Annotated in this window: 22 protein-coding genes; 15 read left to right on the top strand and 7 right to left on the bottom strand. The window is 62.6% G+C overall.

Annotation, left to right across the window (positions count from 1 at the left end; all coding sequences use genetic code 11):
- Positions 1–6: 6 nt before the first annotated feature.
- The 5 genes from gltX to ACEPP2_RS09870 form a co-directional block, all read right to left on the bottom strand.
- Positions 7–1,461, bottom strand: coding sequence for a glutamate--tRNA ligase (gene gltX / locus ACEPP2_RS09890; RefSeq protein ID WP_395516495.1), 1,455 nt, complete (start codon positions 1,459–1,461; stop codon positions 7–9).
- A 217-nt stretch (positions 1,462–1,678) separates the two neighbouring features.
- Positions 1,679–2,197: a hypothetical protein gene (locus ACEPP2_RS09885; RefSeq protein ID WP_395516494.1), complete on the bottom strand. Its 519-nt coding sequence runs from the start codon at positions 2,195–2,197 to the stop codon at positions 1,679–1,681.
- Positions 2,198–2,352: 155 nt separating this feature from the next.
- Positions 2,353–4,125: an SLC13 family permease gene (locus tag ACEPP2_RS09880; protein WP_077549762.1), complete on the bottom strand. Its 1,773-nt coding sequence runs from the start codon at positions 4,123–4,125 to the stop codon at positions 2,353–2,355.
- Between the two features lie 140 nt (positions 4,126–4,265).
- Positions 4,266–5,009 (bottom strand): TerC family protein, encoded by a 744-nt coding sequence (locus ACEPP2_RS09875; protein ID WP_210308248.1) that lies wholly within the window; start codon positions 5,007–5,009, stop codon positions 4,266–4,268.
- 107 nt (positions 5,010–5,116) lie between these two features.
- Complete coding sequence (locus ACEPP2_RS09870) at positions 5,117–5,800, bottom strand: TetR/AcrR family transcriptional regulator (protein WP_077549760.1); 684 nt, start codon at positions 5,798–5,800, stop codon at positions 5,117–5,119.
- Between the two features lie 125 nt (positions 5,801–5,925).
- Between ACEPP2_RS09870 and ACEPP2_RS09865 the strand changes: the two genes are divergently transcribed.
- The 5 genes from ACEPP2_RS09865 (at position 5,926) to xylA (ending at position 12,675) form a co-directional block, all read left to right on the top strand.
- A complete protein-coding gene (locus ACEPP2_RS09865) occupies positions 5,926–7,113 on the top strand; it encodes an HlyD family secretion protein (RefSeq protein ID WP_077549759.1) in 1,188 nt (395 codons plus the stop codon).
- Positions 7,114–7,149: 36 nt separating this feature from the next.
- Complete coding sequence (locus ACEPP2_RS09860; RefSeq protein WP_395516493.1) at positions 7,150–8,727, top strand: DHA2 family efflux MFS transporter permease subunit; 1,578 nt, start codon at positions 7,150–7,152, stop codon at positions 8,725–8,727.
- 109 nt (positions 8,728–8,836) lie between these two features.
- Positions 8,837–9,862: a LacI family DNA-binding transcriptional regulator gene (locus tag ACEPP2_RS09855; protein ID WP_395516492.1), complete on the top strand. Its 1,026-nt coding sequence runs from the start codon at positions 8,837–8,839 to the stop codon at positions 9,860–9,862.
- 20 nt (positions 9,863–9,882) lie between these two features.
- Complete coding sequence (xylB, locus tag ACEPP2_RS09850) at positions 9,883–11,337, top strand: xylulokinase (protein WP_395516491.1); 1,455 nt, start codon at positions 9,883–9,885, stop codon at positions 11,335–11,337.
- 27 nt (positions 11,338–11,364) lie between these two features.
- Entirely contained in the window at positions 11,365–12,675 is a 1,311-nt protein-coding gene (gene xylA, locus ACEPP2_RS09845) for a xylose isomerase (protein WP_395516490.1), read from the top strand.
- A 39-nt stretch (positions 12,676–12,714) separates the two neighbouring features.
- Here xylA and ACEPP2_RS09840 read toward each other — a convergent pair whose 3' ends face one another.
- Positions 12,715–13,587, bottom strand: a complete 873-nt coding sequence (locus ACEPP2_RS09840; protein ID WP_395516489.1) for an aldo/keto reductase family oxidoreductase — start codon at positions 13,585–13,587, stop codon at positions 12,715–12,717.
- 109 nt (positions 13,588–13,696) lie between these two features.
- Between ACEPP2_RS09840 and ACEPP2_RS09835 the strand changes: the two genes are divergently transcribed.
- The 6 genes from ACEPP2_RS09835 to ACEPP2_RS09810 all read left to right on the top strand — a co-directional run bounded on the left by ACEPP2_RS09835 (position 13,697) and on the right by ACEPP2_RS09810 (position 20,669).
- Complete coding sequence (locus ACEPP2_RS09835; RefSeq protein ID WP_395516488.1) at positions 13,697–14,605, top strand: LysR substrate-binding domain-containing protein; 909 nt, start codon at positions 13,697–13,699, stop codon at positions 14,603–14,605.
- Positions 14,606–14,790: 185 nt separating this feature from the next.
- Complete coding sequence (locus ACEPP2_RS09830; RefSeq protein WP_395516487.1) at positions 14,791–16,314, top strand: sugar ABC transporter ATP-binding protein; 1,524 nt, start codon at positions 14,791–14,793, stop codon at positions 16,312–16,314.
- A gap of 4 nt (positions 16,315–16,318) precedes the next feature.
- Entirely contained in the window at positions 16,319–17,320 is a 1,002-nt protein-coding gene (locus ACEPP2_RS09825) for an ABC transporter permease (protein WP_281976477.1), read from the top strand.
- 64 nt (positions 17,321–17,384) lie between these two features.
- Positions 17,385–18,350, top strand: coding sequence for a substrate-binding domain-containing protein (locus ACEPP2_RS09820; protein ID WP_281976478.1), 966 nt, complete (start codon positions 17,385–17,387; stop codon positions 18,348–18,350).
- Positions 18,351–18,430: 80 nt separating this feature from the next.
- Positions 18,431–19,483: a sugar phosphate isomerase/epimerase family protein gene (locus ACEPP2_RS09815; protein WP_395516486.1), complete on the top strand. Its 1,053-nt coding sequence runs from the start codon at positions 18,431–18,433 to the stop codon at positions 19,481–19,483.
- 13 nt (positions 19,484–19,496) lie between these two features.
- Positions 19,497–20,669 (top strand): Gfo/Idh/MocA family protein, encoded by a 1,173-nt coding sequence (locus ACEPP2_RS09810; RefSeq protein ID WP_395516485.1) that lies wholly within the window; start codon positions 19,497–19,499, stop codon positions 20,667–20,669.
- 52 nt (positions 20,670–20,721) lie between these two features.
- On the opposite strand, the gene ACEPP2_RS09805 is transcribed toward ACEPP2_RS09810, so the two are convergent.
- Positions 20,722–21,714: an HWE histidine kinase domain-containing protein gene (locus ACEPP2_RS09805; RefSeq protein WP_395516484.1), complete on the bottom strand. Its 993-nt coding sequence runs from the start codon at positions 21,712–21,714 to the stop codon at positions 20,722–20,724.
- A 270-nt stretch (positions 21,715–21,984) separates the two neighbouring features.
- Between ACEPP2_RS09805 and ACEPP2_RS09800 the strand changes: the two genes are divergently transcribed.
- From ACEPP2_RS09800 to ACEPP2_RS09785, 4 genes are all read left to right on the top strand, one after another.
- On the top strand, positions 21,985–23,364 hold the full coding sequence (locus ACEPP2_RS09800) for a GH1 family beta-glucosidase (protein WP_395516483.1): 1,380 nt from the start codon (positions 21,985–21,987) through the stop codon (positions 23,362–23,364).
- A 46-nt stretch (positions 23,365–23,410) separates the two neighbouring features.
- The gene (locus ACEPP2_RS09795) at positions 23,411–24,154 is read left to right on the top strand and encodes an EAL domain-containing protein (RefSeq protein ID WP_395516640.1); all 744 of its coding nucleotides are present in this window, start codon (positions 23,411–23,413) and stop codon (positions 24,152–24,154) included.
- 327 nt (positions 24,155–24,481) lie between these two features.
- Positions 24,482–25,522 carry a methionine ABC transporter ATP-binding protein gene (locus ACEPP2_RS09790; RefSeq protein WP_395516639.1) on the top strand — a complete coding sequence of 347 codons (1,041 nt, stop codon included), beginning with the start codon at positions 24,482–24,484 and terminating at the stop codon, positions 25,520–25,522.
- Complete coding sequence (locus ACEPP2_RS09785; protein ID WP_281976482.1) at positions 25,512–26,180, top strand: methionine ABC transporter permease; 669 nt, start codon at positions 25,512–25,514, stop codon at positions 26,178–26,180. The genes ACEPP2_RS09790 and ACEPP2_RS09785 overlap by 11 nt, the downstream gene beginning before the upstream one ends.
- Positions 26,181–26,207 lie beyond the last annotated feature (27 nt).

Below are 26,207 nucleotides of genomic sequence, written 5' to 3'. Positions count from 1 at the left end.
CCTTCTTTACTGGGCGCCGACCATGGAAGCCACCACGGTGGCCGCGATCTTCAGGCGCTGGCGCACGACCGAACGGCCAAGGAGCGCCATGGAATCGAAGAGCGGCAGAGAGCGCGACGAGCCCGACATGGCAACAAAGAGCGGCGGCGTGACGACGCGCAGTTTCTTGCCCAGCTTGTCGGCAACATTGCGCAGTTCCTGGTCGATCGTCTCGACATTCCATTCGAGGATCTTCTCGAGATCCGCCTGGACCGTATTGATGATCTCCAGCGTCTCCGCCGGGCTGGTCTTCAGCCCCGAGAAGGATGCGGGCGCCAGGCCGACGTCGTTGGCGAGCAGGAAGCCAGCCAGGTTCGGCAGTTCGCCGAGCTTGGAGATGCGGCTCTGCGAGAGCTTCAGACCTTCGGTCAGCCGCTCGTTCTCCGATGCCCAGTGAAGGGTGCGGGAGATGAACTCCTCCGGCGTCAGCTTCTCGCGGATCCAGCGACCGTTCAGCCAATCGAGCTTCTGGATGTCGAAGATGGCGCCGGCCTTGGAGAGGTTGTCCGGATCGAACTTCTCGATCAGTTCCTCCATGGACAGCAGTTCCTCGCCCTCGGCGATCTGGATGAAGAACAGGCCGAGGAAGTTCATCAACGCTTCCGGAAGGTAACCGAGCGCCGAATAGTAGGAGATCGAGGTCGGGTTCTTGCGCTTCGACAGCTTCGACTTGTCGGCGTTGCGCATCAGCGACAGGTGCATCCATACGGGCTCCTCCCAGCCGAAATAGCGGTAGAGCAGGATGTGCTTTGGAACCGACGCCAGCCATTCCTCGCCGCGCGCCACATGGGTGATCTTCATCAGATGGTCATCGATGACGTTTGCCATATGGTAGGTCGGCATGCCGTCAGCCTTGATCAGCACCTGCATGTCGACCGAGTCCCACGGGATCGAAACATCGCCGTAGACGCCGTCGGTGAAGTCGCAGGAACCCTCGGTCGGGATCTTCATGCGGATGACGGAAGCTTCGCCGGCTTCTATGCGGGCGGTGACTTCCTCGGCCTTCAGGTTGAGGCAGAGCCCGTCATACTTCGGCGGCTTGCCGGCGGCGCGCTGCGCCTCGCGCATCTGCTCAAGCCGTTCGGGGGTGCAGAAGCAGCGGAAGGCGTGACCCTTGTCGAGCAGTTTCTGCCCATAAGGCTGGTACATCGCCTTACGTTCGGACTGGCGGTAGGGGCCGTAGGGGCCCCCTACATCCGGACCTTCCGACCAGGTGAGGCCCGTCCACTTCAACGCGTCCAGGACCTTCTGCTCGAATTCCAGCGTAGAGCGCGTCGCATCGGTGTCCTCGATGCGCAGGATGAACTCGCCGCCGTGCTTCTTTGCAAAGAGATAGTTGAAGAGGGCGATGTAGGCGGTGCCGACATGGGGCTCGCCGGTCGGCGAGGGTGCGATGCGGACGCGGGGACCGGAAGTGCTCATGGATAATGCTCGATTTGGCGCCGGATGCGGCGCGGACCTGCGTGTCTCGGGATTGCTGGGCCTTAGCGCATATTCGGACCCGAGCGTCAAGACACTAAGGCCGTTGGGCGCCGAGCCACGCAAGGTCGCCCCCGGGGCTCCACCGGCAGTATCGAGATTGTTCCTGTTCGTGAGGAAACCGACCGTGCCCACAGCAGCGAGGCCGGTCGGTGAGGGATCAGCGGCTATCGCGGCGTGCCTGGCCCTGCTTGACGAATTGCGAGACGCGGCCAACCTCCATCGGGTCTGCGAGGTCCTGGGCCTTCCGGTTTGGTACCGCCCGCATGCCTTCGTTGGCGGTCCGCCCGGCCGACGGATGGTGCTGGCGCATGCTGGCGCGGCGCATCTCCAACGCCTTTTCGGCGTTCTTCTTCAGCGTTTCCCTGGCTGCGAAACGACGCCGCCGCGCAGCTTCCTTGTTGGCTCTCTGAACCGCCGACGATAGCAGCGAGAGCTTTTCGCGCGTGCCTGCGTCATCGGCTGCAGGGCGAGCTCCTGCCGGAGCGGATTTCCCGCGCATCTCGCGTCGTTGCCGCTTGGCGATGTCTCGAGCCCGGTCGCGTCGGCTGCGAAGATTGCTCTTCAGGCGGGCAAGGTCCTCGTCAGACATATCGCCGAGGTTCGGATAGCGTGACGCTGCCACCAGTTCGCGCTCGCCCTCGTCCAGCAGCCGGTCGATCTGAGCTTTCTGGGCCATCTGGTAATTCTCCTTTCAGTTTACCGAGGAGAACTGACTGTGATGGGCGACCGTTCCGCCACGTTCAAGTGAACCATTGTTGATATGCGGGCGACGTCCTTGTTCCACAACGCTCGAAGGCGCGCGACGTCGATGCGTACGCCCTCGTTTCCAAGCTAGCTTACCGGCCAGATCCAGAGCAGCACCGGAACGCTGACGATCACGATGATGATGGATAGCGGAAAGCCAAGCCGCGGATAGTCGCTGAACTTGTAACCCCCCGGACCCATGACCAGCGTATTGCACTGGTGTCCGACTGGCGTCAGGAAGTCACAGCCGGCCCCAATCGCTACGGCCATCAGGAATGCTTCAGGCTTGTATTGCAGGGCGGTCGCGAAACTGGCCGCGATTGGCCCCATGACCAGCACCGTGGCCGCATTGTTCAGGAAGGGCGTCACGCCCATCGCCGTCAACAGGATCATCATCAATGCCGCATAAGCGGGCATGCCGCCGGCAATCTGCCCCAGCCAGGCGGCGATCAGCTCACTCGCGCCGGATGTCCGCAAGGTGTCCGAAACGGGGATCAGCGCCGCCAGCATGACGAGGATCGGGCCGTCGACAGCCTTGTAGACATCGGTCAAGGGGATGGCGCGGAACACAGCCATGCCGAGGGCGGCTGCGAAGAAAGCGACCGCGACCGGCGCCCAGCCCACTGCCGTGGCAATCATTGCGGCAGCGAGAATGGCGAGCGGGATAAAGGCTCGCCGCTGCGTGCCCAGCATCACTTCCCGCTGGGCCAGCGGCAAAAGGGCGAAGTCCTGCATCACGCCGGGCAGTGCGTTGCGATTTCCCTGCAGCACGATCACGTCGCCTGCCATCAGCGTCAGATCTCTCAGGCGTTCGCTCAATCGCTGCCCGCGCCGGCTGACCGCCAGGAGGTTGACGCCGCGGGTATAGGAAAGGGCGAGTTCCCGGGCCGAAAGACCGGACAGCGGCGATTCCCGCGAGATGATGGCCTCGATAGAGACCAGGTCGTCACGCTGCTGGCCCTTGCCCTTCAGCGGCTTGCCGGACAGCTGAAGCTTGGCGCTGGATACGACGCGATCGATCGCTGCTGAGCGACCTTCCAGGATCAGCGTGTCGAACTCGCGGAGCGCCAAGTCGGGGAACGGCGACATGCGCGTCGTGCCGCGGAGGACAGCGGTCGCCAGTACCTCGCCATCGCCCAGCTTCAGCAGTTCGCTCAACGGCCTGCCCGCAATCGGGGACTGGGCCGGGACCGTTGCCTCGGACGTATAATTGGCAATCTCAACTGCATCCTCGATGGAACTGTTCTGCTTGGTGCGGGACGGTACCAGCCAATGGAAGAACATGAGGAAGGTCACGCCCACCAGCGTCAGGATCACCCCGACCGGGGTGAAGTCGAACATCGTGAACGGGGTGCCGGTGAGGTCGGCGCGGAGCTGCGAGACGACGATGTTAGGCGAGGTGCCGATTTGCGTCATCAGGCCGCCGAGCAGCGCCGAGAAGGCCATCGGCATCAGGTACTTCGAGGGAGAAACGCCCGATCGCCGGGAAAACTGGAACGCGACCGGCATCATGATGGCCAGCGCACCGATGTTTTTGATGAAGGCGGACATCACGGCGACTACGATCATCAGCAGCGCCAGCTGAGCCCGTACCGAGCTCAGGTTCGGGAAGAACTTCTTAATGGCGATATCGACTATGCCGGAGCGAGCGACCGCCGCACTCACCACCAGCGCGCTGCCGACGATGATGACGATGTCGTCGGAAAATCCGGAGAAGGCCTCCTCTATGGGGACGATTCCCACCGCCACTGCGGCAACGAGGGCGCAGCAGGCGACGATGTCATAGCGGAATCTGTCCCAGATGAAGACGGCCATCATCACGCCGATGACGGTGAAGGCGAGGATCTGATCAGTCGACATATGGCCCCGGAAATAAGGTGAAGTGCGTCGTCTGGAAGAGACGCCGCACCGCGAGGTATCCATAACACCGGGAGTACCAGAAGGTATCCCCGGACATGAAAATAAAAATGGCCCGGACTAAGCCGGGCCAAGAGATACAGTCAGTGGAGTGTCGTTTCCGCCTTCTTCCGCCGCCGCGCATTGCGGGCAAACATATTGAGAACCTCCACGAGCGCCGAAAAGGCCATTGCCGCGTAGATGTATCCCTTAGGCACATGGAAGCCCATGCCCTCGGCAATCAACGTGGTGCCGATCATCAGCAGGAAGCCGAGCGCCAGCATGACGATCGTCGGGTTTTTCTCGATGAAGTTCGCCAGGGGCGTGGCGGCGATCAGCATGACCGTTACCGCCGCAATGACTGCGATGATCATGATCGGCAGGTGAGGCGTCATTCCCACCGCGGTGATGATGCTGTCCACCGAGAAGACCAGGTCGAGAAGAAGGATCTGGGTGATGGCGGAGCCGAAGGTGATCGTCGCAGCGCCCCCTACCATGTCCTCCTTGTGATCCACCGGGTCCACCGAATGGTGGATTTCCCGTGTCGCTTTCCAGACGAGGAAGAGGCCGCCGGCGATGAGGATCAGGTCCTTCCAGGAGAAGGGGTGGCCGAAGGCTTCGAAAAGAGGGTTGGTCAGCTGGACGATCCAGGCGACGGTGCCCAGAAGCGCAAGCCGCATCACCAGCGCAAGACCGATACCGATCTTGCGCGCCTTTTCGCGGTTCTCCTGGGGCAACTTGTTGGTCAGGATAGAAATGAAGATGAGGTTGTCGATGCCGAGCACGACTTCCATGACGACAAGCGTCACTAGAGCGACCCAAGCTGTCGGGTCCTGAATTAGCCCCATTATATCCTGCACGTTAAGCCCCTTGAATCGGCGTGAATTTCCTCTGCGATTTAAGCTGTCGGGGCGCAAAGGCAAGAGGAGCAGCGGCAGGTGATGCCGCTGTTCTCTCAAACCTTGCCGGCGATGGAGCCCGATCGGCCATAGGTCGCCATGAACATGCGGATCGCGCTCCTGACCGTCCGATCGAGGTCGGCTACCGGCGGAACATCGTCCAGATCGCCGAATAGGCGCAACTTGAAGAAGGTGCCGCTGGCAAGTTCGATGAACTGGCGAGCCGCAAGATCGGTATCCTCCACGTCCAGATTGCGCAGCGCCACGTGGCGCTTGATAAAGTCCTCCAGGACCGTTCGGACATTCGCCGGGGAGTGGAAGAAGCGGCTGCACAGCTTCGGCATTCGCGTCGTCACCCCGATCAGGGTCCGCATCGCATTGATGGTCTGTGGCGCGGTGATGTGGGTCGCAAACTGAATGCCGAAGCGGTAGAGGCCGTCCTCCACTTCCTCGCTGCCGGCCAGGATATCCTTCAGCATGAGCGTGATGCGCTGGCGTTCCTGCTCGATGATTGCGCCGAAGAGGTCTTCCTTGTTCTCGAAGTAGACATAGATCGTCCCCTTCGAGACGCCGGCCTCGCGGGTGATGTCGTTCATGCTTGCGGCGTCAAAGCCCAGCCTCATGAACACACGCTTTGCGCCTTCGATAATCTGCCCACGCTTGGCTGGGTCAGCGCCCGCAGCGAAGCGGCCCTGCTGGTGGGGAATTGAACAGCGCTCGTCGGTTTTTTCCTCGGTCATCTCAGTTCTTCTTAACTTTCCGAACCAATCGGTTCGATTTGACCTTGATATGCGCAGCGACACGATCTATGTCAAGCACACTGAACCGATCGGTTCGATCAGCCGGCGCAACAATGGTAACTTTCATGACCGCATCCTCCTCTGCAAGTGCACTTCGTGCCGTAGCGACAGACGGCGAAGCCGAACAAGGCAAGGCGGGCGACGCGCCATCGGCGCCGCCGGCAGCCGAGCAGGTACACGCTCCGGAAAAGAAGAAGCGCCGTAGCCCGGTCCTTCCCCTGATCCTTGCGGCATTGCTGGCCGGAGCTGGCTGGTATGGTTATGGCTGGTGGACGGACGGTCGCTTCCTGATCTCGACGGACGACGCCTATATTGAAGCGGACATCGCAATCGTCTCGCCCAAGGTCGCCGGCTACGTCGAAAAGGTGAATGTGGTCGAGAACCAGCAGGTGAAAGCAGGCGATCCGCTCGTGACGCTCGATGGGCGGGATTACCAGATCGCACTGGAGCGGGCGACCAACGCGATCGAAAGCGCCAGGCTCGCCGTCAAGCGGATCGACGCACAGATCGTCGGCGCAGAGGCGGCGTTGAGGCAGGCGGGGGCGCAGCGCGGCGCCCTGGAAGCAGCATTGCGCGGCGCGGAGATCACCGAGCGCCGCGCGGGCGAACTGGCGTCGAAGTCGATTGGTACGGCGGCGGACCTCGACAATGCGCGGGTGGCTCTCGACCAGGCACGCGCCAATCTGGTCGCCGGTGAAGCCAGCGTCGCCTCTGCAGAGGCCAATATCGGGCTCCTGCGGGCGCAACGCGACGAAGCCCTGAACAGCATCCGTGCACAGGAACTGGCGCGCGACCAGGCCCAACGCGATCTCGACTTTACGGTGCTGAAAGCGCCCTATGACGGCGTGATCGGCAATCTCGCGGTCCAGACCGGCGATCTCGTATCGGCCGGGAAGAGGCTGGCGGCTCTTGTCCCGCTCACCGAACTTTATGTCGAGGCGAATTTCAAGGAAACTCAGATCGGCAATCTCGAACCCGGCTCCAAGGTGCGCGTCCATGTGGATGCCTACGAGGAGCATGATCTGGTCGGGACGGTCACCTCGCTTGCTCCGGCATCCGGCTCGGTCTTCTCCATGCTACCGGCGGAAAACGCCACGGGCAACTTCACGAAGGTGGTGCAGCGGGTGCCGGTTCGCATCGCACTTCCGGAGGAGGCGCTGGCGCAAGGGCGCCTGCGGGCAGGCCTGAGCGTCGTGGTCGATGTCGACACCCGCACCGCCCCTTCGGGCGATGCCTTGGCTGCTGCCGACTAACGGCAGACCACTCGAGCCTCTTCAAGGAGAACGGCCATGGCAACAGCGGCCGCAACGGCAGGTGCCATTCCTGCCGATCAGCCCATGGACAAGCGCAAGCTCATCGCCTTCTTCGCGATGGTCTTCGGCATGTTCATGTCGATCCTCGACATTCAGATCGTCTCCGCGTCGCTCGCCGAGATTCAGGCCGGCCTCGGGGCGGGGTCCGACGAGGTCGCTTGGGTGCAGACCTCCTACCTGATCGCGGAAGTGATCATGATACCGCTGTCCGGCACGCTGGCGCGGATCCTCTCGACGCGCGTCCTGTTCAGCATCTGCGCAGCCGGCTTCACGATCGCCAGCGGCCTGTGTGCGACCGCAACCAGCATCGACCAGATGATTATCTACCGCGCGATCCAGGGGTTCATCGGCGGCGGTATGATCCCGTCGGTCTTCGCGGCTGCGTTTACGATCTTCCCGCCCTCCAAGCGGGCGATCGTCTCGCCTATCATCGGTCTGGTGGCGACGCTGGCGCCGACCATCGGTCCAACGGTCGGCGGCTATCTCAGCCATGCCTTCTCCTGGCACTGGCTCTTCCTCGTCAACATCATCCCGGGCATTCTGGTGACGGCCGTTGCCTGGAGCATGATCGATTTCGACGAGCCGCAGAAAAGCCTGTGGAAGAAGTTCGACTGGTGGGGCCTGCTTTCGATGGCCTTGTTTCTGGGTTCGCTCGAATACGTGCTGGAAGAGGGCAACAACAAGGACTGGTTCAACGACGAGCATATCCTCGTCGGTTCACTGGTGATGGTTGCCGGGGCGGTCGTCTTCTTCTGGCGCGCCTTCAGGGTCGATTTTCCCGTCGTCGATCTGAAGGCCTTCGCCAATCGCAACTTCGCATTCGGCTCGCTGTTTTCCTTCGTCATGGGCATCGGGCTCTACGGCCTGACCTATCTCTATCCCCTCTATCTCGGCCGCATCCGGGGCTATGACTCGCTGATGATCGGCGAGACGATGTTCGTTTCCGGTCTGGCCATGTTCTTCACCGCGCCGGTTGCCGGTATGCTGTCCAACCGGCTCGATCCACGGGTCATGATGGCAATCGGCTTCTTCGGCTTTGCGCTCGGCACCTACATGATGACCGGGCTGACCGGCGACTGGGACTTCTACGAACTCCTCATCCCGCAGATCCTGCGTGGCTGCTCGATGATGCTGTGCATGGTGCCGATCAACAACATTGCCCTGGGCACCCTTCCGCCGGCACGTATCGGCAACGCCTCTGGCCTGTTCAACCTCACCCGCAATCTCGGCGGCGCGGTCGGCCTCGCCATCATCAATACGATGCTCACCCAACGCTCAGACGAGCATTACGCGCGGCTTTCGGAACATCTGAGCTACACCAATCCTGAAGCGATCGACTGGCTCGGCAGCGTTGGGGCGAACTATGACAGCTTCGGGCTCGATGGTGCTGCTGTTGCGCTGCAGAAGCTGTCGGGCCTGGTCACGCAGCAATCCTGGCTGTTGTCGTTCATCGACGTGTTCACCGCGCTGACAGCGCTGTTCGCAAGCCTGATTCTGCTGGTCATGCTGATCGCCAAGCCGTCCGGCCAGGCGGGTGGTGGCGCCGGACACTAGCGGCGTCCTGCAGGTCGGCGAACCTCCCAAATTGCCGCAGGCTGCCGGTCTGGAACATTTCTGATTTACGTACCTCAAGAATTCCGCTACCACGAAAGCGGGAGGACGTATGAAGCCGACGGTCCATGACATTGCGCGCATCGCGGGCGTCAGCCTTGCCACGGTCGATCGTGTCCTGAACGGCCGGCCGGGGGTGCGGGGTGTCACGCGCGAGAAGGTGGAGAAGGCGATCGCATCGCTCGGCTATGTTCGTGATCTCGCCGCGGCCAACCTCGCCAAGGGCAGGACATATCGCTTCACCTTCATCCTGCCGTCGAACGACAATTCCTTCATGATCGGCCTGGGGCGGGAGGTCGAGGCGGCAATGCAGCGCTCGTCGGTGGAGCGCACGCGCATCGAGATCCTCCGGGTTCCCGCGTTCGATGCCCCGGCGCTTGTTGCGGCGCTCGAGGCGGTCGGTTCCGCCCCGCCTGACGGGGTGGCTCTCGTCGCCATCGACGAGCCGGGCGTGCGGGCGGCGGTGGAGAAGCTTGCGGAGGCCGGTATCGCAGTCGTAACGCTCGTTTCCGACCTCAGCGGCTCCGCCCGCCACCATTATGCAGGCATCGACAACATCGCGGCAGGACGCACCGCGGCCAATCTCATGGGGCGCTTCCTCAGCAAGGTCGATGGCCGAGTCGGCGTCCTCGCCGGTTCGATGATGGTCCGCGACCACCGCGAGCGGCTCGAAGGCTTCCTTTCCGTCCTGTCGGAAGATTTTCCGCAGGTGGCGATCCTGCCTGTGATGGAAGCACGCGACGATGCGGCCGCTGCAGAGGCGCTGGTGCGTGAGGCGCTTCGCCGTCACGTTGGGCTGAACGGCATCTACAGCCTGGGGGCCGGCAATCGTGGCCTCATCCGCGCGCTTCGCGAGGTGGCACCGGAGAAGCGGCCGGTGGTGATCGCCCATGAACTGACCCACTCGACCCGTGAGGCGCTTCTCGACGGCATGATCGACGCGGTTCTCAACCAGGATGCAGGCCATGAGGTGCGTAGCGCCATTCGCGTGCTGAAGGCGAAGGCCGACGGCTTGCCGGTGCTCGCCGCCCAAGAGCGGATCCGCATAGACATTTTCCTCAAGGACAACCTGCCCTGAGGCGGAAGGAAGGAAACAGCATGTATCTCGGTCTCGATCTCGGAACGTCAGGCGTCAAGGCGATGCTGATCGACGGCGATCAGCGCATCATCGGTTCGGCCAGCGGAGCGCTCGACGTTTCGCGTCCGCACCCAGGCTGGTCGGAGCAGGATCCGGCACACTGGATACGCGCGACGGAAGAGGCGGTTGCCGGCTTGAAGGCGAAGTTCCCGAAGGAGCTTGCGGCGGTGAAGGGCATCGGGCTTTCCGGCCAGATGCATGGGGCAACCCTGCTCGACGCAGACAACAAGGTTCTGCGGCCCTGCATCCTCTGGAACGATACGCGCTCCTACGAGGAGGCTGCGAAACTGGATGCCGATCCGCGCTTCCGCAGGGTAACGGGTAACATCGTCTTCCCCGGCTTCACGGCACCCAAGCTTGCCTGGGTGAAGAACAACGAGCCCGAGACATTTGCGAAGGTTGCGAAGGTGCTGTTGCCGAAGGACTATCTTCGCCTGTGGCTGACGGGCGAGCATATTTCCGAGATGTCGGATTCGGCCGGAACCTCCTGGCTCGACACCGGCGCGCGCAAATGGTCCGCTGAACTGCTGGCTGCGACGGATCTCTCCGAGGATCACATGCCCTCGCTCGTCGAGGGAACGGAGCCGGGTGGAAGCCTGCGCAGCGAACTGGCCTCGCGGTGGGGCATGGGTCATGGCGTCGTCGTGGCCGGCGGGGCAGGGGACAATGCCGCCTCTGCCTGCGGCATGGGAACCGTTGCGGAAGGTCAAGCCTTCGTCTCGCTCGGCACGTCCGGCGTGCTCTTCGCCGCCAACGGCTCCTACTTGCCGAAGCCGGAAAGTGCGGTGCATGCCTTCTGCCACGCGCTGCCGAACACCTGGCACCAGATGGGCGTCATCCTTTCTGCCACCGATGCACTGAACTGGCATTCGCATGTCACGGGCAAGAGTGCCGCCGAGCTAACCTCGGAGCTTGGCGAGACGCTGAAGGCGCCGACCGGCGTAACCTTCCTGCCCTACCTGTCCGGAGAGCGTACACCGCACAATGACGCGCAGATCCGCGGCGCCTTTATCGGCCTCGGTCACGAATCGGAGCGTGCCGTGCTGACGCAGGCGGTGATCGAAGGCGTGACCTTCGCCATCCGTGACAACCTTGAGGCGCTGAAATCCGCCGGTACCTCGATCTCCCGCGTTACCGCGATCGGCGGCGGCTCGCGCTCGCGCTACTGGCTCGCCTCCATCGCCACGTCCCTTGGCGTTCCCGTCGACATCCCCGCAGATGGCGACTTCGGTGCTGCCTTCGGCGCGGCCCGGCTTGGCCTTATCGCTGCAACGGGCGCCGACCCCATCGCGGTCTGCCAGCCGCCCAGGACGGCTGAGACGGTTGATCCCCTCTCGTCGCTCACGCAGGCCTACGAGGCCGCCTACGCACGTTACCGCGCCGCCTATCCGGCGATCCGCTCCCTCACGCACTAAGACAGATCAGGCTCCCAGGAGGAACACATGAGCACAGGCTTTTTTGGAGACATCCAGAAGATCAAGTATGAAGGCCCCGACAGCACCAACCCGCTGGCCTTCCGCCACTACAATCCGGACGAGATCGTTGACGGCAAGCGGATGGAGGACCATCTGCGGTTTGCCGTCGCGTACTGGCACACCTTCACATGGCCGGGGGGGGATCCCTTCGGCGGCCAGACCTTCCAGCGCCCCTGGTTCAAGGACACCATGCAGGCGGCGAAGATGAAGGCGGATGTCGCCTTCGAATTCTACCAGCTGCTCGGCGCCCCCTTCTACTGCTTCCACGATGCGGATGTGCGTCCGGAAGGCAACTCCTTTGCCGAGAACACGAAGAACCTCAACGAGATCGTCGACTATTTCGAGAAGAAGCAGGCCGAGACGGGCGTGAAGCTCCTCTGGGGGACGGCGAACCTCTTCTCGCATCGTCGTTTCATGGGCGGCGCCTCTACCAATCCGGATCCGGACGTCTTCGCCTTCTCTGCGGCGACAGTGAAGACATGCATGGACGCAACCAAGCGCCTCGGCGGCGTGAACTATGTCCTTTGGGGTGGCCGCGAAGGCTACGAAACCTTGCTCAACACCGACCTTTCGCGCGAGCTCGACCAGATGGGCCGCTTCCTCAACCTCGTGGTCGAATACAAATACAAGATCGGCTTCGGGGGCACGATCCTGATCGAGCCAAAGCCGCAGGAGCCGACCAAACACCAGTACGACTACGATGTCGCGACCGTTTACGCCTTCCTGCAGAAGCATGGGCTGGAGAAGGAAGTGAAGGTCAACATCGAGCAGGGCCACGCCATCCTCGCCGGCCATTCCTTCGAGCACGAGATTGCCATGGCGAACGCCTTCGGCATCTTCGGCTCGATCGACATGAACCGCAACGACTACCAGTCGGGCTGGGACACCGACCAGTTCCCCAACAACGTGCCGGAAATGGCGCTCGCCTATTATCACATCCTGCAGGGGGGTGGCTTCCGCAACGGCGGCACCAACTTCGACGCCAAGCTGCGCCGCCAGTCGCTTGATCCGCAGGATCTGCTCATCGGCCATATCGGCGGCATGGATTGCTGCGCCCGTGGCCTGAAGGCAGCAGCCCGGATGATCGAAGACGGCGCGCTGTCGAAGCCGCTCGAGGAGCGCTATTCCGGCTGGGAAAGCCCCGAGGCACAGAAGATGCTGCGTGGCGAATACAAGCTCGACGACATCGCAGCGATGGTGGAGCGGGAAAACATCAATCCGGAGCCACGTTCAGGCCGCCAGGAATACCTGGAGAACGTCGTCAACCGCTACGTTTAAGCCTAGAAGGGGGCCGCGAAAGCGGCCCCCACTACTTGTTCAGACGGCTGCGGCGATGCGGTCCAGTTCCGCCACGACCTCCGGTGACAGCTGGAGTTCGGCGGCCGCAAGGTTCTCCTGCAGGTGCGCGACCGACGACGTGCCAGGGATCAGCAGGATGTTCGGCGAGCGCTGCAGAAGCCAGGCGAGCGCAACCTGCATGGGAGTTGCCCGAAGTCGGGCCGCGACCTCATTGAGGGTCGCAGACTGCAGTGGGGAAAAGCCGCCGAGTGGGAAGAACGGCACGTAGGCGATGCCTTCGTCAGCCAACATATCGATCATGGCATCATCCGTCCGGTTGGCGATGTTGTACATGTTCTGCACGCAGACGATGTCGCAGATCTTGCGGCTGTCAGTTACTTGCCTGGCAGTCACGTTGGAAAGCCCGATGTGGCGGATGAGGCCCTGCTGCTGGAGCTCAGCCAGCACAGTGACCTGTTCCTCGATCGAGCCTTCTGCGGGTCCATAGATATCGAGCATCGAGCGGAAGTTCACGGCGTCGATGACCTCCAGCCCCAGGTTGCGCAGGTTGTCATGAACGGCCGATCTGAGTTCCTCTCGTGACATTGCCGGAAGCCATTCCGCATTCGGCCCACGCCTGGCGGACACTTTCGTGACAATCGTCAGCCCGTCCGGATAGGGATGAAGGGCGTCGCGGATGATCTGATTGGTGATGTGCGGGCCGTAGAAGTCGCTGGTGTCGATGTGGTCGACGCCTGCTTCGATGGCAGCGCGGAGCACGTCAATCGCTTGAGCGCGATCCTTGGGAGGTCCGAAGACGCCGGGACCTGCAAGTTGCATGGCGCCGTAGCCCAGTCGCTTCACCGTGCGGTCGCCCAGTTGGAAGGTGCCTGCGCTTGAAATGTTGACCATGATCTTTCTCCTTGAAGTGAGGCTGTGAATGACTGCGCCATGAGATACGCGCTGTTGTGCCTGACGATAATCCGATACAGTCAGTACGGGCTGTGCGGAGGAGCGAACAATGGCCGTGGAGTTTGGAGATCTTGCTGCCTTCGTGACGGTGGCAAGGGCGAAGGGATTCCGTGAAGGTGCCCGATTGAGCGGGACCAGTCCGTCAGGCTTGAGCGAGGCGGTGAGGCGGCTCGAGACTGAACTCGGCGTTCGGCTTCTCAACCGGACAACCCGCAGCGTCGTCCCAACCGAAGCCGGGCAGAGCCTGCTCGAGCGCCTTGCGCCAGCGCTGAGCGAAATGGAAGCCGCGCTCGATGCCGTGAACGGCTTTCGCGATCGACCGGTCGGTACGTTGCGGCTGAACGTTCCCGTGAGTGCGGCGAGGCTGGTCCTGCCGAGAATCGTGCCGGCCTTTCTTGCAGCCTATCCCGACATACGGCTGGAGGTGATGACGGATGAGAGTTTCGTCGATGTGCTGACGGTCGGTTGTGATGCTGGCATCCGCTACGGCGAGCGTCTGGAGCAGGACATGATCGCGGTGCCCATCGGCCCGCGGACGCAGACCTATGCCTTTGCTGCCGCTCCGGCTTATCTTGAACGGCATGGCCGTCCACAGCATCCTCGGGACCTGCTCGACCATTCCTGTCTTCGCCACCGCTTCCCGAGTGGCAACATGCCGAACTGGGAGTTCGAGCGGGACGGGGAATTGGTGGTCGTCGAACCCAAGGGTCCGCTCATCGTCCAGGCAGGAGGTGCGGTCGATCTCGCAGTTGACGCCGCAGTAGCCGGTATCGGTATCGTCGGGCTCTTCGAGGAGTGGTTGCGCCCGCAACTGGAGAGCGGAGCGCTGGAGCCGGTGCTCCAGCCTTGGTGGCAGGAATTTCCGGGGCCGTTCCTCTATTATCCGGGCCGGCGTCTGGTGCCAGCGCCGCTTCGGGCCTTCGTTGATTTCGTAAAGTCCCGCCCCTCCACGCCCTGACGTATCCGTCACTGCTGTTGACGAGAGCATTCTGCACGCAAAGCTGCTTTACGTACCTCAAAATCTTGGCTAGCCTGAAATCGGGAGGAAGTTCAGGTGCATCTAGTACTATCAGTATCTGCTGGCGCTGGTCGCGCGGGCGCGATCGCCATGACCTCCGGGCTGCGAGCTGCGGGTGATGCCCCATGACACCCCAACCCTCTTCCAACCGCCTGCCGATCCTGAAAGCGCAAAGCCTTTCCAAGGCCTTCGGGCCTGTCGAGGTTCTGCGCGACGTCAGCCTCACGGTACTGCCGGGTGAGGTGCATGCCATCATCGGAGAGAACGGCGCCGGCAAGTCGACATTGATGAAGATCCTCGCCGGCAACCATCAGCCGACGCGAGGCGATATCCTCATCGACGGGCAGCCGATACACCTGACCGGTCCGGTCGATGCGGAAAAACGTGGCATCGTTCTGGTGCACCAGGAAATCCTGCTGGCGCCGGATCTCACCGTTGCCCAGAATATCTATCTTGGCCGTGAGCTGCCGAAGGGCCTGACACTCGATGACCGCGCAATGAACGAGGGTGCTGCCAAAGGCCTTCGGGAGCTTGGCGCCGACATCGACCCGAAGGCCATCGTCGGCACCCTGTCGATCGCCCAGCGCCAGCTGGTCCAGATCGCCCGCGTGCTGCTCGTCCCGCACAGGATCGTCATCTTCGATGAACCCACCGCGTCGCTGACGCCGTTCGAGACGGAAGCGCTGCTGAAGGTCATCAAGGACATTCGCGCCAAGGGGGTTGGCGTACTCTACATCTCGCACCGCCTGCCGGAGGTGAAGGAGATCGCCGATCGCGTGACAGTGCTTCGCGATGGCCGGCTCGTTGGCACCCACCAGGCATCCGAACTCGAGCCTGCCGACATGGCGCGGCTGATGGTGGGGCGCGACGTCGCAAAGCTCTACCCCGACCGACAGTCGGGGGCCGCGCGTGAAACGGTGCTCGAGGTCGAGAACTTCGACGTGCCGGGCTATGCGAAGAACGCCAGCTTCCAGCTGCGCAAGGGAGAGATCCTGGGCTTTGCAGGTCTTGTCGGCGCCGGGCGCACGGAACTGATGGAAGGCCTCGTCGGCGTCAGGCGCGCGAGCGGAACCGTTCGCCACAACGGCGAGGCGGTTCATTTCCGGGATGCCAGCCAGAGCATGAAGGCAGGTATCGTCTACCTGTCGGAGGATCGCAAGGGCAAGGGCCTCTTGCTGCTGAAAGACCTCGCCACCAACCTGACGCTTGCCTCCATCCGCCGCTTCGTGCGCGCTCTCCAGATCGACCGGAAGAGGGAGGCCGAGGCGCTTGATGGGGCAATCCGCGAATTCGATATCCGCACCGGCCGCAAGGATCTGCTCGCAGGCCAGCTCTCGGGCGGCAACCAGCAGAAGCTGCTGATCGCGAAGATGATGATGCTCGATCCGTCGATCGTCATTATCGACGAGCCGACGCGCGGTATCGACATCGGCACGAAGCAGCAAATCTACAAGTTCATCGCCCGGCTGGCGGAAGAGGGACGGTCGATCATCGTCGTCTCCTCCGAGATGCCGGAGCTGATCGGCATCTGCGACCGCATCCTCGTCATGCGGTCAGGGCAGATCGTCGGCGAAGTCACGGGGAAACACATGAACGAGAATGAAATCGTGGTGCTTGCCACGGGCGTGAAGACCGGGGAGGCTGCCTGAGGCCATGACGACTGCCGCAACTGAAACGGCCAAGCCGAAGACCTCGCGCGACTGGGATCTGCGCGCTGTGGCGCCCTTCGTCGCGCTGGCCCTGCTGCTCGTGCTCGGGGCGCTGGCCAACGATAACTTCATCTCGGTCGCCAACCTGTCCAACGTTATCACCCGCAGCGCCTTCATCGCGATCATCGCCCTTGGCGCCACCTATGTGATCTCGTCCGGCGGTCTCGATCTTTCCGTCGGCGCCATGGTGGCTTTCGTTGCCAGCCTGATGATCATGTTCCTGAACTCGGGCGCAATCGCCGATCCCTTGCTGCTGCTCATTGCGGGGATGGCGCTCGCCGTCGCGATCGGTGCCGCCTGCGGCCTGTTCAACGGCCTCATTACCACGGTCGGCCAGATCGAGCCCTTCATCGCGACGCTCGGCACGATGGGCATCTATCGCGGCCTGACCACCTGGCTCAGCCAGGGCGGGGCGATCACGCTGCGTGACCGCGAGCTTCAGTCGCTCTACCGGCCGGTCTATTTCGGCGACGTGCTCGGGGTGCCTGTGCCGATCATCGTCATCTTCGTGACCGCAGCCATTGCCGCCTTCGTGCTCTACCGCACGCGCTACGGTCGGCACCTGATCGCGGTCGGTTCGAACGAGGACGTGGCTCGCTATTCCGGCATCTCCGTTAAGCGCGTGCGCACGATTGCCTATGTCGTGCAGGGGCTTTGCGTCGCCATCGCGGTGCTGCTCTACGTACCGCGCCTCGGTTCGACCTCTGCCACCACCGGTATCCTCTGGGAGTTGCAGGCGATCACGGCCGTCGTTGTCGGCGGCACCGCCTTGCGAGGCGGTGTCGGGCGTATCTGGGGTACGCTCTGTGGCGCCTTCATTCTGGAGATCGTCGGCAACATCATGCTGCTGTCGAACTTCGTCAGCGAATACCTCATCGGCGCCATTCAGGGCGCGATCATCATCATCGCCATGCTCGTGCAGCGCTCGCTGTCACGGCGGTCGTGAGAACCGGCCGGGCTCATGGGTCGCGCCCGGCCGAAATCAAAGACCCAAACTTGGGAGAGAGAATATGCGTAGAAGAACTTTCGGCATCGCCGTCGCGGCCCTTGCAGCGTCGGTTGCCATTGGTCCAAGCCTTGGCTGGGCGCAGGAGGAGAAGAAGGCAACCATCGGCGTGTCTATCCCGGCAGCCGATCACGGCTGGACCGCGGGCGTCGTATACCATGCCGAGCGCGTGGCAAAGCTCTTGATGGAAGAGCATCCGGGTCTCAACGTTATCGTCAAGACGTCGCCTGATCCGGCAAGCCAGGCAAATGCCGTGCAGGACCTCGCGGTCCAGGGCATTGATGCGCTGGTCATCCTGCCCACGGATCCGGATCCGCTCGTCAACGCCATCCAGCAGGTCAAGGATTCCGGCACCTTCGTCGCGCTCGTGGACCGCGCGCCTTCGAATAACGACAACTCGGTGCGCGACCTCTATGTGGCGGGCAACAACCCGGCGCTCGGCGAAGTGGCCGGCAAGTACATCGCCGAGACGACGCCGGACGCAGAAGTCGTCGTCATCCGCGGCCTGCCCATCCCGATCGACCAGCAGCGCCAGGACGGCTTCGACAAGGGCATCGAAGGGTCGAACGTCAAGGTGCTGGAGCGCCAGTACGGCAACTGGAACCGCGACGATGCCTTCCGCGTGATGCAGGACTACCTGACCAAGTATCCGAAGATCGACGTGGTCTGGGCGCAGGACGACGACATGGTCGTCGGTATCCTTGAAGCGATCGAGCAGTCCGGCCGCACGGACATCCAGTATGTCGTCGGTGGTGCCGGCTCCAAGGACATGGTCAAGCGCGTCATGGATGGCGACAAGATGGTGCCGGTCGACGTGCTCTATCCGCCGGCGATGATCGCAACCGCGATGCAGCTTACCGCCGACGGCCTGCTCGACCAGGTTCCGGTGAACGGCGAGTACATCCTCGATGCGACGCTCGTCACCAAGGACAATGCGGAGCAGTTCTACTTCCCGGATTCGCCGTTCTGATCAACCAGCGGCGCGCGCTTTCCATGGCGCGCGCCTTTTTCATGTCCGCCACACCGAGGGATCATCGAAGGAGCAAGCTCATGAAGACCATCAAGGGACCGGCCATTTTCCTCGGCCAGTTCGCTGGCCACGAGGCGCCGTTCAACTCCTGGGACGCGATCACCAAGTGGGCGGCCGAAAAGGGTTATGTCGGCGTGCAGGTGCCGACCTGGGCCGCCCAACTCATTGATCTGAAGAAGGCGGCTGAATCCAAGGATTACTGCGACGAATTCGCCGGCGTCGCCCGCCAGAACGGCATCGAGGTGACGGAACTTTCCACCCACCTTCAGGGCCAACTGGTTGCTGTCCACCCGGCCTATAACGAGGCCTTCGATGGCTTTGCCGCTCCGGAAGTCCGCGGCAATCCGAAGGCGCGGCAGGAATGGGCGGTTAACCAGGTCAAGATGGCTCTTTCGGCTTCCAAGCACCTCGGCATCAAGGCGCATGCGACCTTTTCCGGGGCGCTCGCCTGGCCCTTCATCTACCCCTGGCCGCAGCGCCCCGCCGGCCTTGTCGAAACCGCCTTCGATGAACTCGCCCGCCGCTGGACGCCGATCCTCGACCATGCCGACTCCTGCGGGGTCGACGTCTGCTACGAGATCCATCCGGGCGAGGACCTGCATGACGGCGTCACCTTCGAGATGTTCCTCGAGCGGGTGAAGAACCACCCGCGCGCCAACATGCTCTATGACCCGTCGCACTACGTGCTGCAGTGCCTGGACTACCTGGACAACATCGACATCTACAAGGACCGAATCAAGATGTTCCACGTCAAGGATGCCGAATTCAATCCGACCGGCCGACAGGGCGTCTATGGCGGTTACCAGGGCTGGGTACAGCGTGCCGGCCGCTTCCGTTCTCTGGGCGACGGCCAGGTGGATTTCGGCGCCGTCTTCTCCAAGCTCACCGCCAACGACTTCGACGGCTGGGCTGTGGTGGAGTGGGAATGCGCGCTGAAGAATTCCGAAGACGGTGCGCGTGAAGGTGCGGAGTTCGTCAAGGCGCACATCATCCGGGTAACGGAGAAGGCATTCGACGACTTTGCCGCCGGCGGCACGGACCAAGCCGCAAACCGCCGGATGCTAGGACTGTAAGGGAGAGAAGACGATGGCGATCGAAGGCAAGGACGAACAGGCACGTGAGCCGCGCATCCGGCTCGGCATGGTGGGCGGCGGTACAGGCGCCTTCATCGGCGCGGTTCACCGCATGGCGGCAAGGCTCGACGACCAGTTCGATCTGGTTGCCGGTGCTCTCTCCTCGACGCCGGAAAAGGCGATGCAGTCCGGGCGCGATCTCGGGCTCGATCCGGCCCGCACCTATGGCTCCTATAAGGAGATGGCGATCCGGGAGGCGCGGCTGAAGAACGGCATCGAGGCCGTGTCCATCGTGACGCCGAACCATGTGCACTATGAAGCCGCCAAGGAGTTCCTGCGCCGCGGCATCCATGTCATCTGCGACAAGCCGCTGACATCGAACCTGGTAGACGCAAAGAAACTGAAGAAGGTGGCGGACGAGAGCGACGCGCTGTTCATCCTGACCCATAACTACACCGGCTATCCGATGGTGCGGCAGGCGCGCGAGATGGTACAGAACGGCGACCTCGGCGCGCTCCGCGTCGTGCAGGTGGAGTATCCGCAGGACTGGCTGACGGAAGCGGTCGAGCAGACGGGTGCCAAGCAGGCGGTCTGGCGCACCGACCCCGCCCAGTCGGGCGCCGGCGGCTCCACCGGCGACATCGGCACGCATGCCTATAACCTTGCCTGCTTCGTAACCGGCCTCACGCTCGAGAGCCTCGCAGCCGATCTCGACAGCTTCGTCGAGGGCCGGCGGCTGGATGATAATGCCCATGTCATGCTGCGTTTCCAGGGCGGTGCCAAGGGCATGCTCTGGTGCAGCCAGGTCGCGCCAGGCAACGAGAACGGGCTTAGGCTGCGTGTCTACGGTGAAAAGGGCGGGCTCGAATGGAGCCAGGAGAACCCGAACTACCTCTGGTTCACCCCGTTCGGCGAACAGAAGCGGCTCATCACCCGCAACGGCGCCGGGGCAGGGAGTGCGGCTGGTCGCGTGTCTCGAATTCCATCCGGGCATCCGGAGGGCTATCTGGAAGCCTTTGCAACAATTTACACGGAAGCAGCCCGGGCCATTAATGCAGCCAAGAAGGGCGCGAAGCTCGACAAGGACGTCGTCTATCCCACCGTCGACGACGGCGTGAAGGGTGTTGCTTTCGTCGAGGCCTGCGTGGCTTCGTCGAAGAAGAACGGCGCCTGGGTGAAAGTCTGAGGCCAGTAGACCGGGCCCTCTCCCTCGTGGCGAGGGTCTGGCCCTGCCGGGCTCATGCTCCGACCCGGCTCGTCATCCGCCAGACAAAGCCTTCGGGCGGGAAGTCGATCATCACCTCTGCTTCCAGGCCGCTCCTGACCATGTCGACGATGACTGTCTGACCAAATCCCTTCCGTTCCGGTGGGGCAGGCGGCGTGGAAGCTTCTTCCCTCCACTCCATTCGCCAGGCTCCCCTGCCGGTCCGCTCCCAGCTCAACCGCACCTTGCCCCTGTCGTCGGAAAGCGCTCCGTATTTAAGGCTGTTCGTGCAAAGCTCATGTAGCGCCATGCTCAGCGTCTGTGCCTCGCGAGAGCCGATGCGGATGGTGGGACCCGAGGCAAGGATACGACCCTCGGCAATGCCGGAAAGGTGAGACATCTGCGCTGCGACCAGTTCGTCCAGCAGCACGCCCGACCAGTCGGTGCGCAGCAGCAGGTCGTTGCACGCAGAGAGAGATTGCAGACGCTCCCCGAAAGACCGCAGGAAGTCCTTGGGATCCCGAAAGATCGTGCTGCGGGCGATCGCCTGGACGACCGCAAGGATGTTCTTGGTCCGGTGGTTCAGTTCCGCCATGAGGAGGCGGGTATGCTCCTCCGCGGCAAGTTCGTCCGTTACGTCGATATTCACCCCGGTCATGCCGAGGAACGCGCCGTTCTCGCCAAACCTCGGGTTGGCGAGCGTCCTCATCGTCCGGTAGGCGCCGTCCGCCCTTTTGTAGCGGGCTTCCACGGTGAACGATGTGTGGTCCGCCATTGCTCGGCCGAAGGGTCCGGACAATTTCTCCACGTCGTCCGGATGCACCGTCGTACTCCAGTCGAATTCCGCCAGGTTCTCCGGATCCACTCCCCAGAACGAGCGCAGCGCGCGGTTCAGGAAGACGCACTTGCCGACTTCGTCGCCCATCCAGAGCATGGCCGGTGAAGTCTCTGCCATGGCCCGGACGAATTCTAAACGGGCGTTGCCGGCAGGTTCTGCTCGATCATCGGACGCGGCCGGTGATGCCATTACGGTACGCCTTTCCACTACGCATTTCGGGGGGAGGATTGCATATCCTCCGCATAGCCACAATGTCTGCAAGAGATCACGCGTGGTGGCATAGGCATCTGGTGTGCTTGCTGCCAATAGCCCCTGTCGCGGAGCACGAATACTCACCTCCTGTAACGTTGCAGTTTTTTCCCGCAGCGATCTTTCCTGCCTCGAAGCTTTGGTCTAAACCGCACCCCGCACGAAAGCGCATCCATCAAGTACTCGGCCTAGCGACCAGAGGACCGTAACATGTCTGATCCCAAGATCCTTGCCGCCCGCTTTCCCGGCGACTTCATCTTCGGCGTTGCCACCGCCTCCTTCCAGATCGAAGGAGCGACGAAGGAGGACGGCCGCAAGCCTTCGATCTGGGACGCCTTCTCCAACATGCCCGGTCGCGTCTATGGCCGTCACAACGGCGATGTCGCCTGCGACCATTATCATCGGCTGGACGAGGATCTCGACCTGATCAAGGCGATGGGCGTCTCAGCTTACCGTTTTTCCATCGCCTGGCCGCGGATCATTCCCGAAGGGGTCGGACGGGTGAACGAGAAGGGGCTTGATTTCTACGACCGGCTGGTCGACGGCTGCAAGGCGCGCGGCATCAAGACCTTCGCAACGCTCTACCACTGGGACCTGCCGCTCGCCTTGATGGGTGATGGAGGCTGGACGGCCCGCTCCACGGCCTATGCCTTCCAGCGCTATGCCAAAGTCGTGATGTCTCGGCTCGGCGACCGGCTGGATGCCGTCGCGACGTTCAATGAGCCCTGGTGCTCCGTCTGGCTCAGCCATCTGTACGGCGAACACGCGCCGGGCGAGCGCAACATGGAAGCATCCCTTCACGCCATGCACTACACAAACCTCGCCCACGGCCTCGGCGTCGAAGCCATTCGCGAGGTCACCCCGAACGTGCCCGTCGGGCTGGTTCTCAACGCGCATTCCGTCATTGCCGGTTCCGAAAGCACCGAGGACAAGGCTGCCGCCGAGCGCGCCTTCGATTTCCACAACGGCGCTTTCTTCGGGCCGGTGTTCAAGGGAGAATACCCGCCGGCGCTTCTCGAAGCGCTGGGGGACCGCATGCCGAAGATGGAGGAGGGTGATCTCGCCACGATCAGCGGAAAGCTGGATTGGTGGGGGCTCAACTACTACACCCCAATGCGGGTGACTGATGATCCGGCACGAAGCGGCGACTTCCCCTGGACGAAGGACGCGCCGCCGAAGAGCGATCAGAAGACGGACATAGGTTGGGAGATCTATGCGCCGGCCCTGAAGCTGCTCGTCGAAGACCTCTACCGGCGCTACGACCTTCCCGAAATGTACATCACGGAGAACGGCGCGGCCTACAACATGGGCGTCGGTGCAGACGGAGAGGTGGATGACCAGCCGCGGCTCGACTACTACGCCGACCACCTGTCGGTCTGCGCGGATCTCATCTCCGACGGCTTTCCCCTCCGCGGCTACTTTGCATGGAGCCTGATGGACAATTTTGAATGGGCGAAGGGCTATCAGATGCGCTTTGGCCTCGTCCATGTCGACTACGAGACGCAGGTCCGCACCATCAAAAAGAGCGGCAAGTGGTATAGCGCGCTTGCATCCGAGTTTCCCAAGGGCAACCACAGGATGAAATCTTAACCTCTCTCGTCTCTACTGGCGGCCTTCTCGAACGGAGGCTTTGGTGATGAGTTGTGCGGGCTGCAGGGACGGAGAAAAGTTCGAGCTTCCTTTCTCGATGGCGTTCCAGCCGATCGTGGATGTATCGAGGGGCAACGTCTTCGCCTACGAAGCCCTCGTCCGAGGGGGCAATGGAGAAGGTGCCGGTAGCGTTCTTTCTGCCGTCAACGAGGCCAATCGCTACGCCTTCGACCAGAGCTGCCGCCAGAAGGCTATCGAGCTTGCCTCCCGTCTCAGGAGCGACCGGGATGCCAGCCTCTCCATCAACTTCATGCCCAACGCCGTCTACGAGCCGCGCGCCTGCATACGCGTCACGCTTGCCACCGCGTCGCGCGTGTCCTTCCCGCTGAACCGCATCATCTTCGAGTTCACCGAAGCCGAGCAGGTCGATACCAACCATCTTCTCAACATCCTGCGGACCTACAAGGGCATGGGCTTCAGGACCGCGATCGACGATTTTGGTGCTGGTCATTCGGGGCTCAATTTGCTGGCCAAGTTCCAACCCGATATTGTCAAGCTCGACATGGACCTGATCCGCGGCATCGATCTCGACCGCGCGAAGCGCGTCGTCGTGCAGCACACATTGGCGATGCTTGCGGACCTTGGCGTCACGACGGTGTGCGAGGGAATCGAGACCTCGGCGGAGATGGCGGTGCTCCGTGACCTGGGGGTAACGCTGATGCAGGGCTATCTCTTCGGTCGCCCCGCCTTCGAGGCTTTCTCGCCCCCGATGTTCGACCTCGCAGCCTGAGGCTGCGGCACGGTTATTTCCCTTTTTACGCCATAACTGGAAAGCCATGCCTCGGCGCCGCTGGTGGTGCAGTGCGATAAGCATGAGGCGAGCAGTCATGCCGCAGCAGGCAAGGGTTTGATCAGGTGAATGCAAAGATGCTAGAGCGGTGCCAAACCGTCCGAATGTGTATGCGGAGCTGACGTTCCGGCACTCGTTCGTCTATTCCGCATTTGCGGCATTCACCACAGAGAAGTTCATGACCTACCTGCCCCTATCCCGTGAAGCCTCCGTGCGAGGCCTCCGATGAAGCGCGTCGATATCCATCAGCCTCCGGCTGCCGTCCCCATGGTCAGGTTCGAGGACGTCACCAAGCGCTTCGGTGGAACCGGGAACCAGCCTGCATTCATCGCCCTCGACGGCGTGAGCATGATCGTCCCGCGGGGCGCGATCACCGGTATCATCGGCCGGTCGGGCGCAGGCAAGTCCACGCTCATCAGGCTGGTCAACGGTCTGGAGAAGGCGACGTCCGGACGGGTTGCCGTCGACGGCGTCGAAGTGTGCAGCCTTTCGGAGACGGGCCTGCGTGACCTGCGCCGACAGGTCGGCATGATCTTCCAGCACTTCAATCTCCTCTCGTCGCGTACGGCCTTTGACAACGTGGCGCTGCCGCTCGAGATCGCCGGCATGGACCGCAAGGCGATCCGCGACCGCGTTGCGCCGCTTCTCGATCTCGTCGGCCTCGGCGACAAGTCCGGCCGCTATCCGGCGGAACTCTCCGGCGGGCAGAAGCAGCGTATCGGCATTGCCCGGGCGCTGGCGACGGAACCCAAGCTCCTGCTGTCGGACGAGGCAACCTCCGCACTCGACCCGGAGACGACGCAGTCGATCCTGGAACTCCTCAAGACGATCAATCGCGACCTCGGCCTTACCGTCCTGCTCATCACCCACGAGATGGAGGTGGTGAAGACGATCGCGTCGCAGGTCGCGGTCATCGACAAGGGCAAGATCGTGGAAAATGGCCGGACATTCGACGTGTTCACCGCGCCGCAGCACGAGACCACCCGTTCTCTCCTGTCGGCGGCGGTCGGCGCGAAGCTGCCGGAATGGATCAGTTCCGACCTCAAGCGGGAACCGGCAGCGGGAGACCGCGCACTGGTACGGCTGATCTTCTTCGGGGCGACGGCCTTCCAGCCGCTGACCGCGCGCCTGGTCGCCGAGATCGGGCCCGACGTCAACATCCTGGCCGGCGCGATCGACGAGATCGCCGGCGAACCTTATGGATCGCTTGTCGTCTCCTATCCGGCCGATCCGGATACACTCACAAGGGCAGGTAACTTCTATCGCCAGACCGGTCTATCCACGGAGGTGCTCGGCTATGGCGCCTGACATGCTTTTTTCCCTTCTCTGGAAGGCCCTCCTGCAGACCATGTACATGGTTGCCGTCGCGGGCTTCATTGGCTCGCTGATCGGCCTGCCCATTGGCATCTTCCTTGCCACCAGCGGGAAGGGCGAGTTATTCCCTGCGCCGACCGTCAACAAGATCGTTGGCGCGATCGTCAATGCGACGCGCTCCACGCCGTTCATTATCCTCGTCGTGGCGATCATTCCCTTCACGCGGCTGATCGCCGGAACCTCGATCGGAACCGCCGCGGCCATCGTGCCGCTGACGATCGCGACTATTCCCTTCGTCGCACGGCTGATCGAATCCTCGATCCGCGAGGTCGACAAGGGCCTGATCGAAGCGGCTAGGGCCATGGGCGCGACACCCCTGCAGATCGTCACCAAGGTCCTGCTGGCGGAAGCTCGCCCGGGTATTGTCCTTGGCCTGACGCTGACGCTCGTCAGTCTGGTTGGCTATTCCGCCATGGTTGGCGCAGTCGGCGGCGGTGGCCTGGGAGACCTCGGCATCCGCTACGGTTACCAGCGCTTCATGCCGGAAGTCATGCTCGCCGTCGTCGTCGTGCTGATCGTCGTCGTCCAGGCAATCCAGAGCGCCGGCGACATGCTTGCGCGCCACTTCGACAAGCGGACCCGCAAGAACTGAATTCGTGAACCCAAGAAGGAGAGAACC

The sequence above is a fragment of the Pseudorhizobium flavum genome, from assembly GCF_044142885.1.
Taxonomy (GTDB): Bacteria; Pseudomonadota; Alphaproteobacteria; order Rhizobiales; family Rhizobiaceae; genus Neorhizobium; species Neorhizobium flavum.
The sequence above is the reverse complement of the archived record's forward strand: the minus strand, read 5'-3'. Positions and strand labels throughout refer to the sequence as shown.

Coding starts and splice junctions, on each gene's coding strand:
- gltX (WP_395516495.1), bottom strand. CDS start 1,461: ATGAGCACTTCCGGTCCCCGCGTCCGCATCGCACCCTCGCCGACCGGC.
- ACEPP2_RS09885 (WP_395516494.1), bottom strand. CDS start 2,197: ATGGCCCAGAAAGCTCAGATCGACCGGCTGCTGGACGAGGGCGAGCGC.
- ACEPP2_RS09880 (WP_077549762.1), bottom strand. CDS start 4,125: ATGTCGACTGATCAGATCCTCGCCTTCACCGTCATCGGCGTGATGATG.
- ACEPP2_RS09875 (WP_210308248.1), bottom strand. CDS start 5,009: ATGGGGCTAATTCAGGACCCGACAGCTTGGGTCGCTCTAGTGACGCTT.
- ACEPP2_RS09870 (WP_077549760.1), bottom strand. CDS start 5,800: ATGACCGAGGAAAAAACCGACGAGCGCTGTTCAATTCCCCACCAGCAG.
- ACEPP2_RS09865 (WP_077549759.1), top strand. CDS start 5,926: ATGACCGCATCCTCCTCTGCAAGTGCACTTCGTGCCGTAGCGACAGAC.
- ACEPP2_RS09860 (WP_395516493.1), top strand. CDS start 7,150: ATGGCAACAGCGGCCGCAACGGCAGGTGCCATTCCTGCCGATCAGCCC.
- ACEPP2_RS09855 (WP_395516492.1), top strand. CDS start 8,837: ATGAAGCCGACGGTCCATGACATTGCGCGCATCGCGGGCGTCAGCCTT.
- xylB (WP_395516491.1), top strand. CDS start 9,883: ATGTATCTCGGTCTCGATCTCGGAACGTCAGGCGTCAAGGCGATGCTG.
- xylA (WP_395516490.1), top strand. CDS start 11,365: ATGAGCACAGGCTTTTTTGGAGACATCCAGAAGATCAAGTATGAAGGC.
- ACEPP2_RS09840 (WP_395516489.1), bottom strand. CDS start 13,587: ATGGTCAACATTTCAAGCGCAGGCACCTTCCAACTGGGCGACCGCACG.
- ACEPP2_RS09835 (WP_395516488.1), top strand. CDS start 13,697: ATGGCCGTGGAGTTTGGAGATCTTGCTGCCTTCGTGACGGTGGCAAGG.
- ACEPP2_RS09830 (WP_395516487.1), top strand. CDS start 14,791: ATGACACCCCAACCCTCTTCCAACCGCCTGCCGATCCTGAAAGCGCAA.
- ACEPP2_RS09825 (WP_281976477.1), top strand. CDS start 16,319: ATGACGACTGCCGCAACTGAAACGGCCAAGCCGAAGACCTCGCGCGAC.
- ACEPP2_RS09820 (WP_281976478.1), top strand. CDS start 17,385: ATGCGTAGAAGAACTTTCGGCATCGCCGTCGCGGCCCTTGCAGCGTCG.
- ACEPP2_RS09815 (WP_395516486.1), top strand. CDS start 18,431: ATGAAGACCATCAAGGGACCGGCCATTTTCCTCGGCCAGTTCGCTGGC.
- ACEPP2_RS09810 (WP_395516485.1), top strand. CDS start 19,497: ATGGCGATCGAAGGCAAGGACGAACAGGCACGTGAGCCGCGCATCCGG.
- ACEPP2_RS09805 (WP_395516484.1), bottom strand. CDS start 21,714: ATGGCATCACCGGCCGCGTCCGATGATCGAGCAGAACCTGCCGGCAAC.
- ACEPP2_RS09800 (WP_395516483.1), top strand. CDS start 21,985: ATGTCTGATCCCAAGATCCTTGCCGCCCGCTTTCCCGGCGACTTCATC.
- ACEPP2_RS09795 (WP_395516640.1), top strand. CDS start 23,411: ATGAGTTGTGCGGGCTGCAGGGACGGAGAAAAGTTCGAGCTTCCTTTC.
- ACEPP2_RS09790 (WP_395516639.1), top strand. CDS start 24,482: ATGGTCAGGTTCGAGGACGTCACCAAGCGCTTCGGTGGAACCGGGAAC.
- ACEPP2_RS09785 (WP_281976482.1), top strand. CDS start 25,512: ATGGCGCCTGACATGCTTTTTTCCCTTCTCTGGAAGGCCCTCCTGCAG.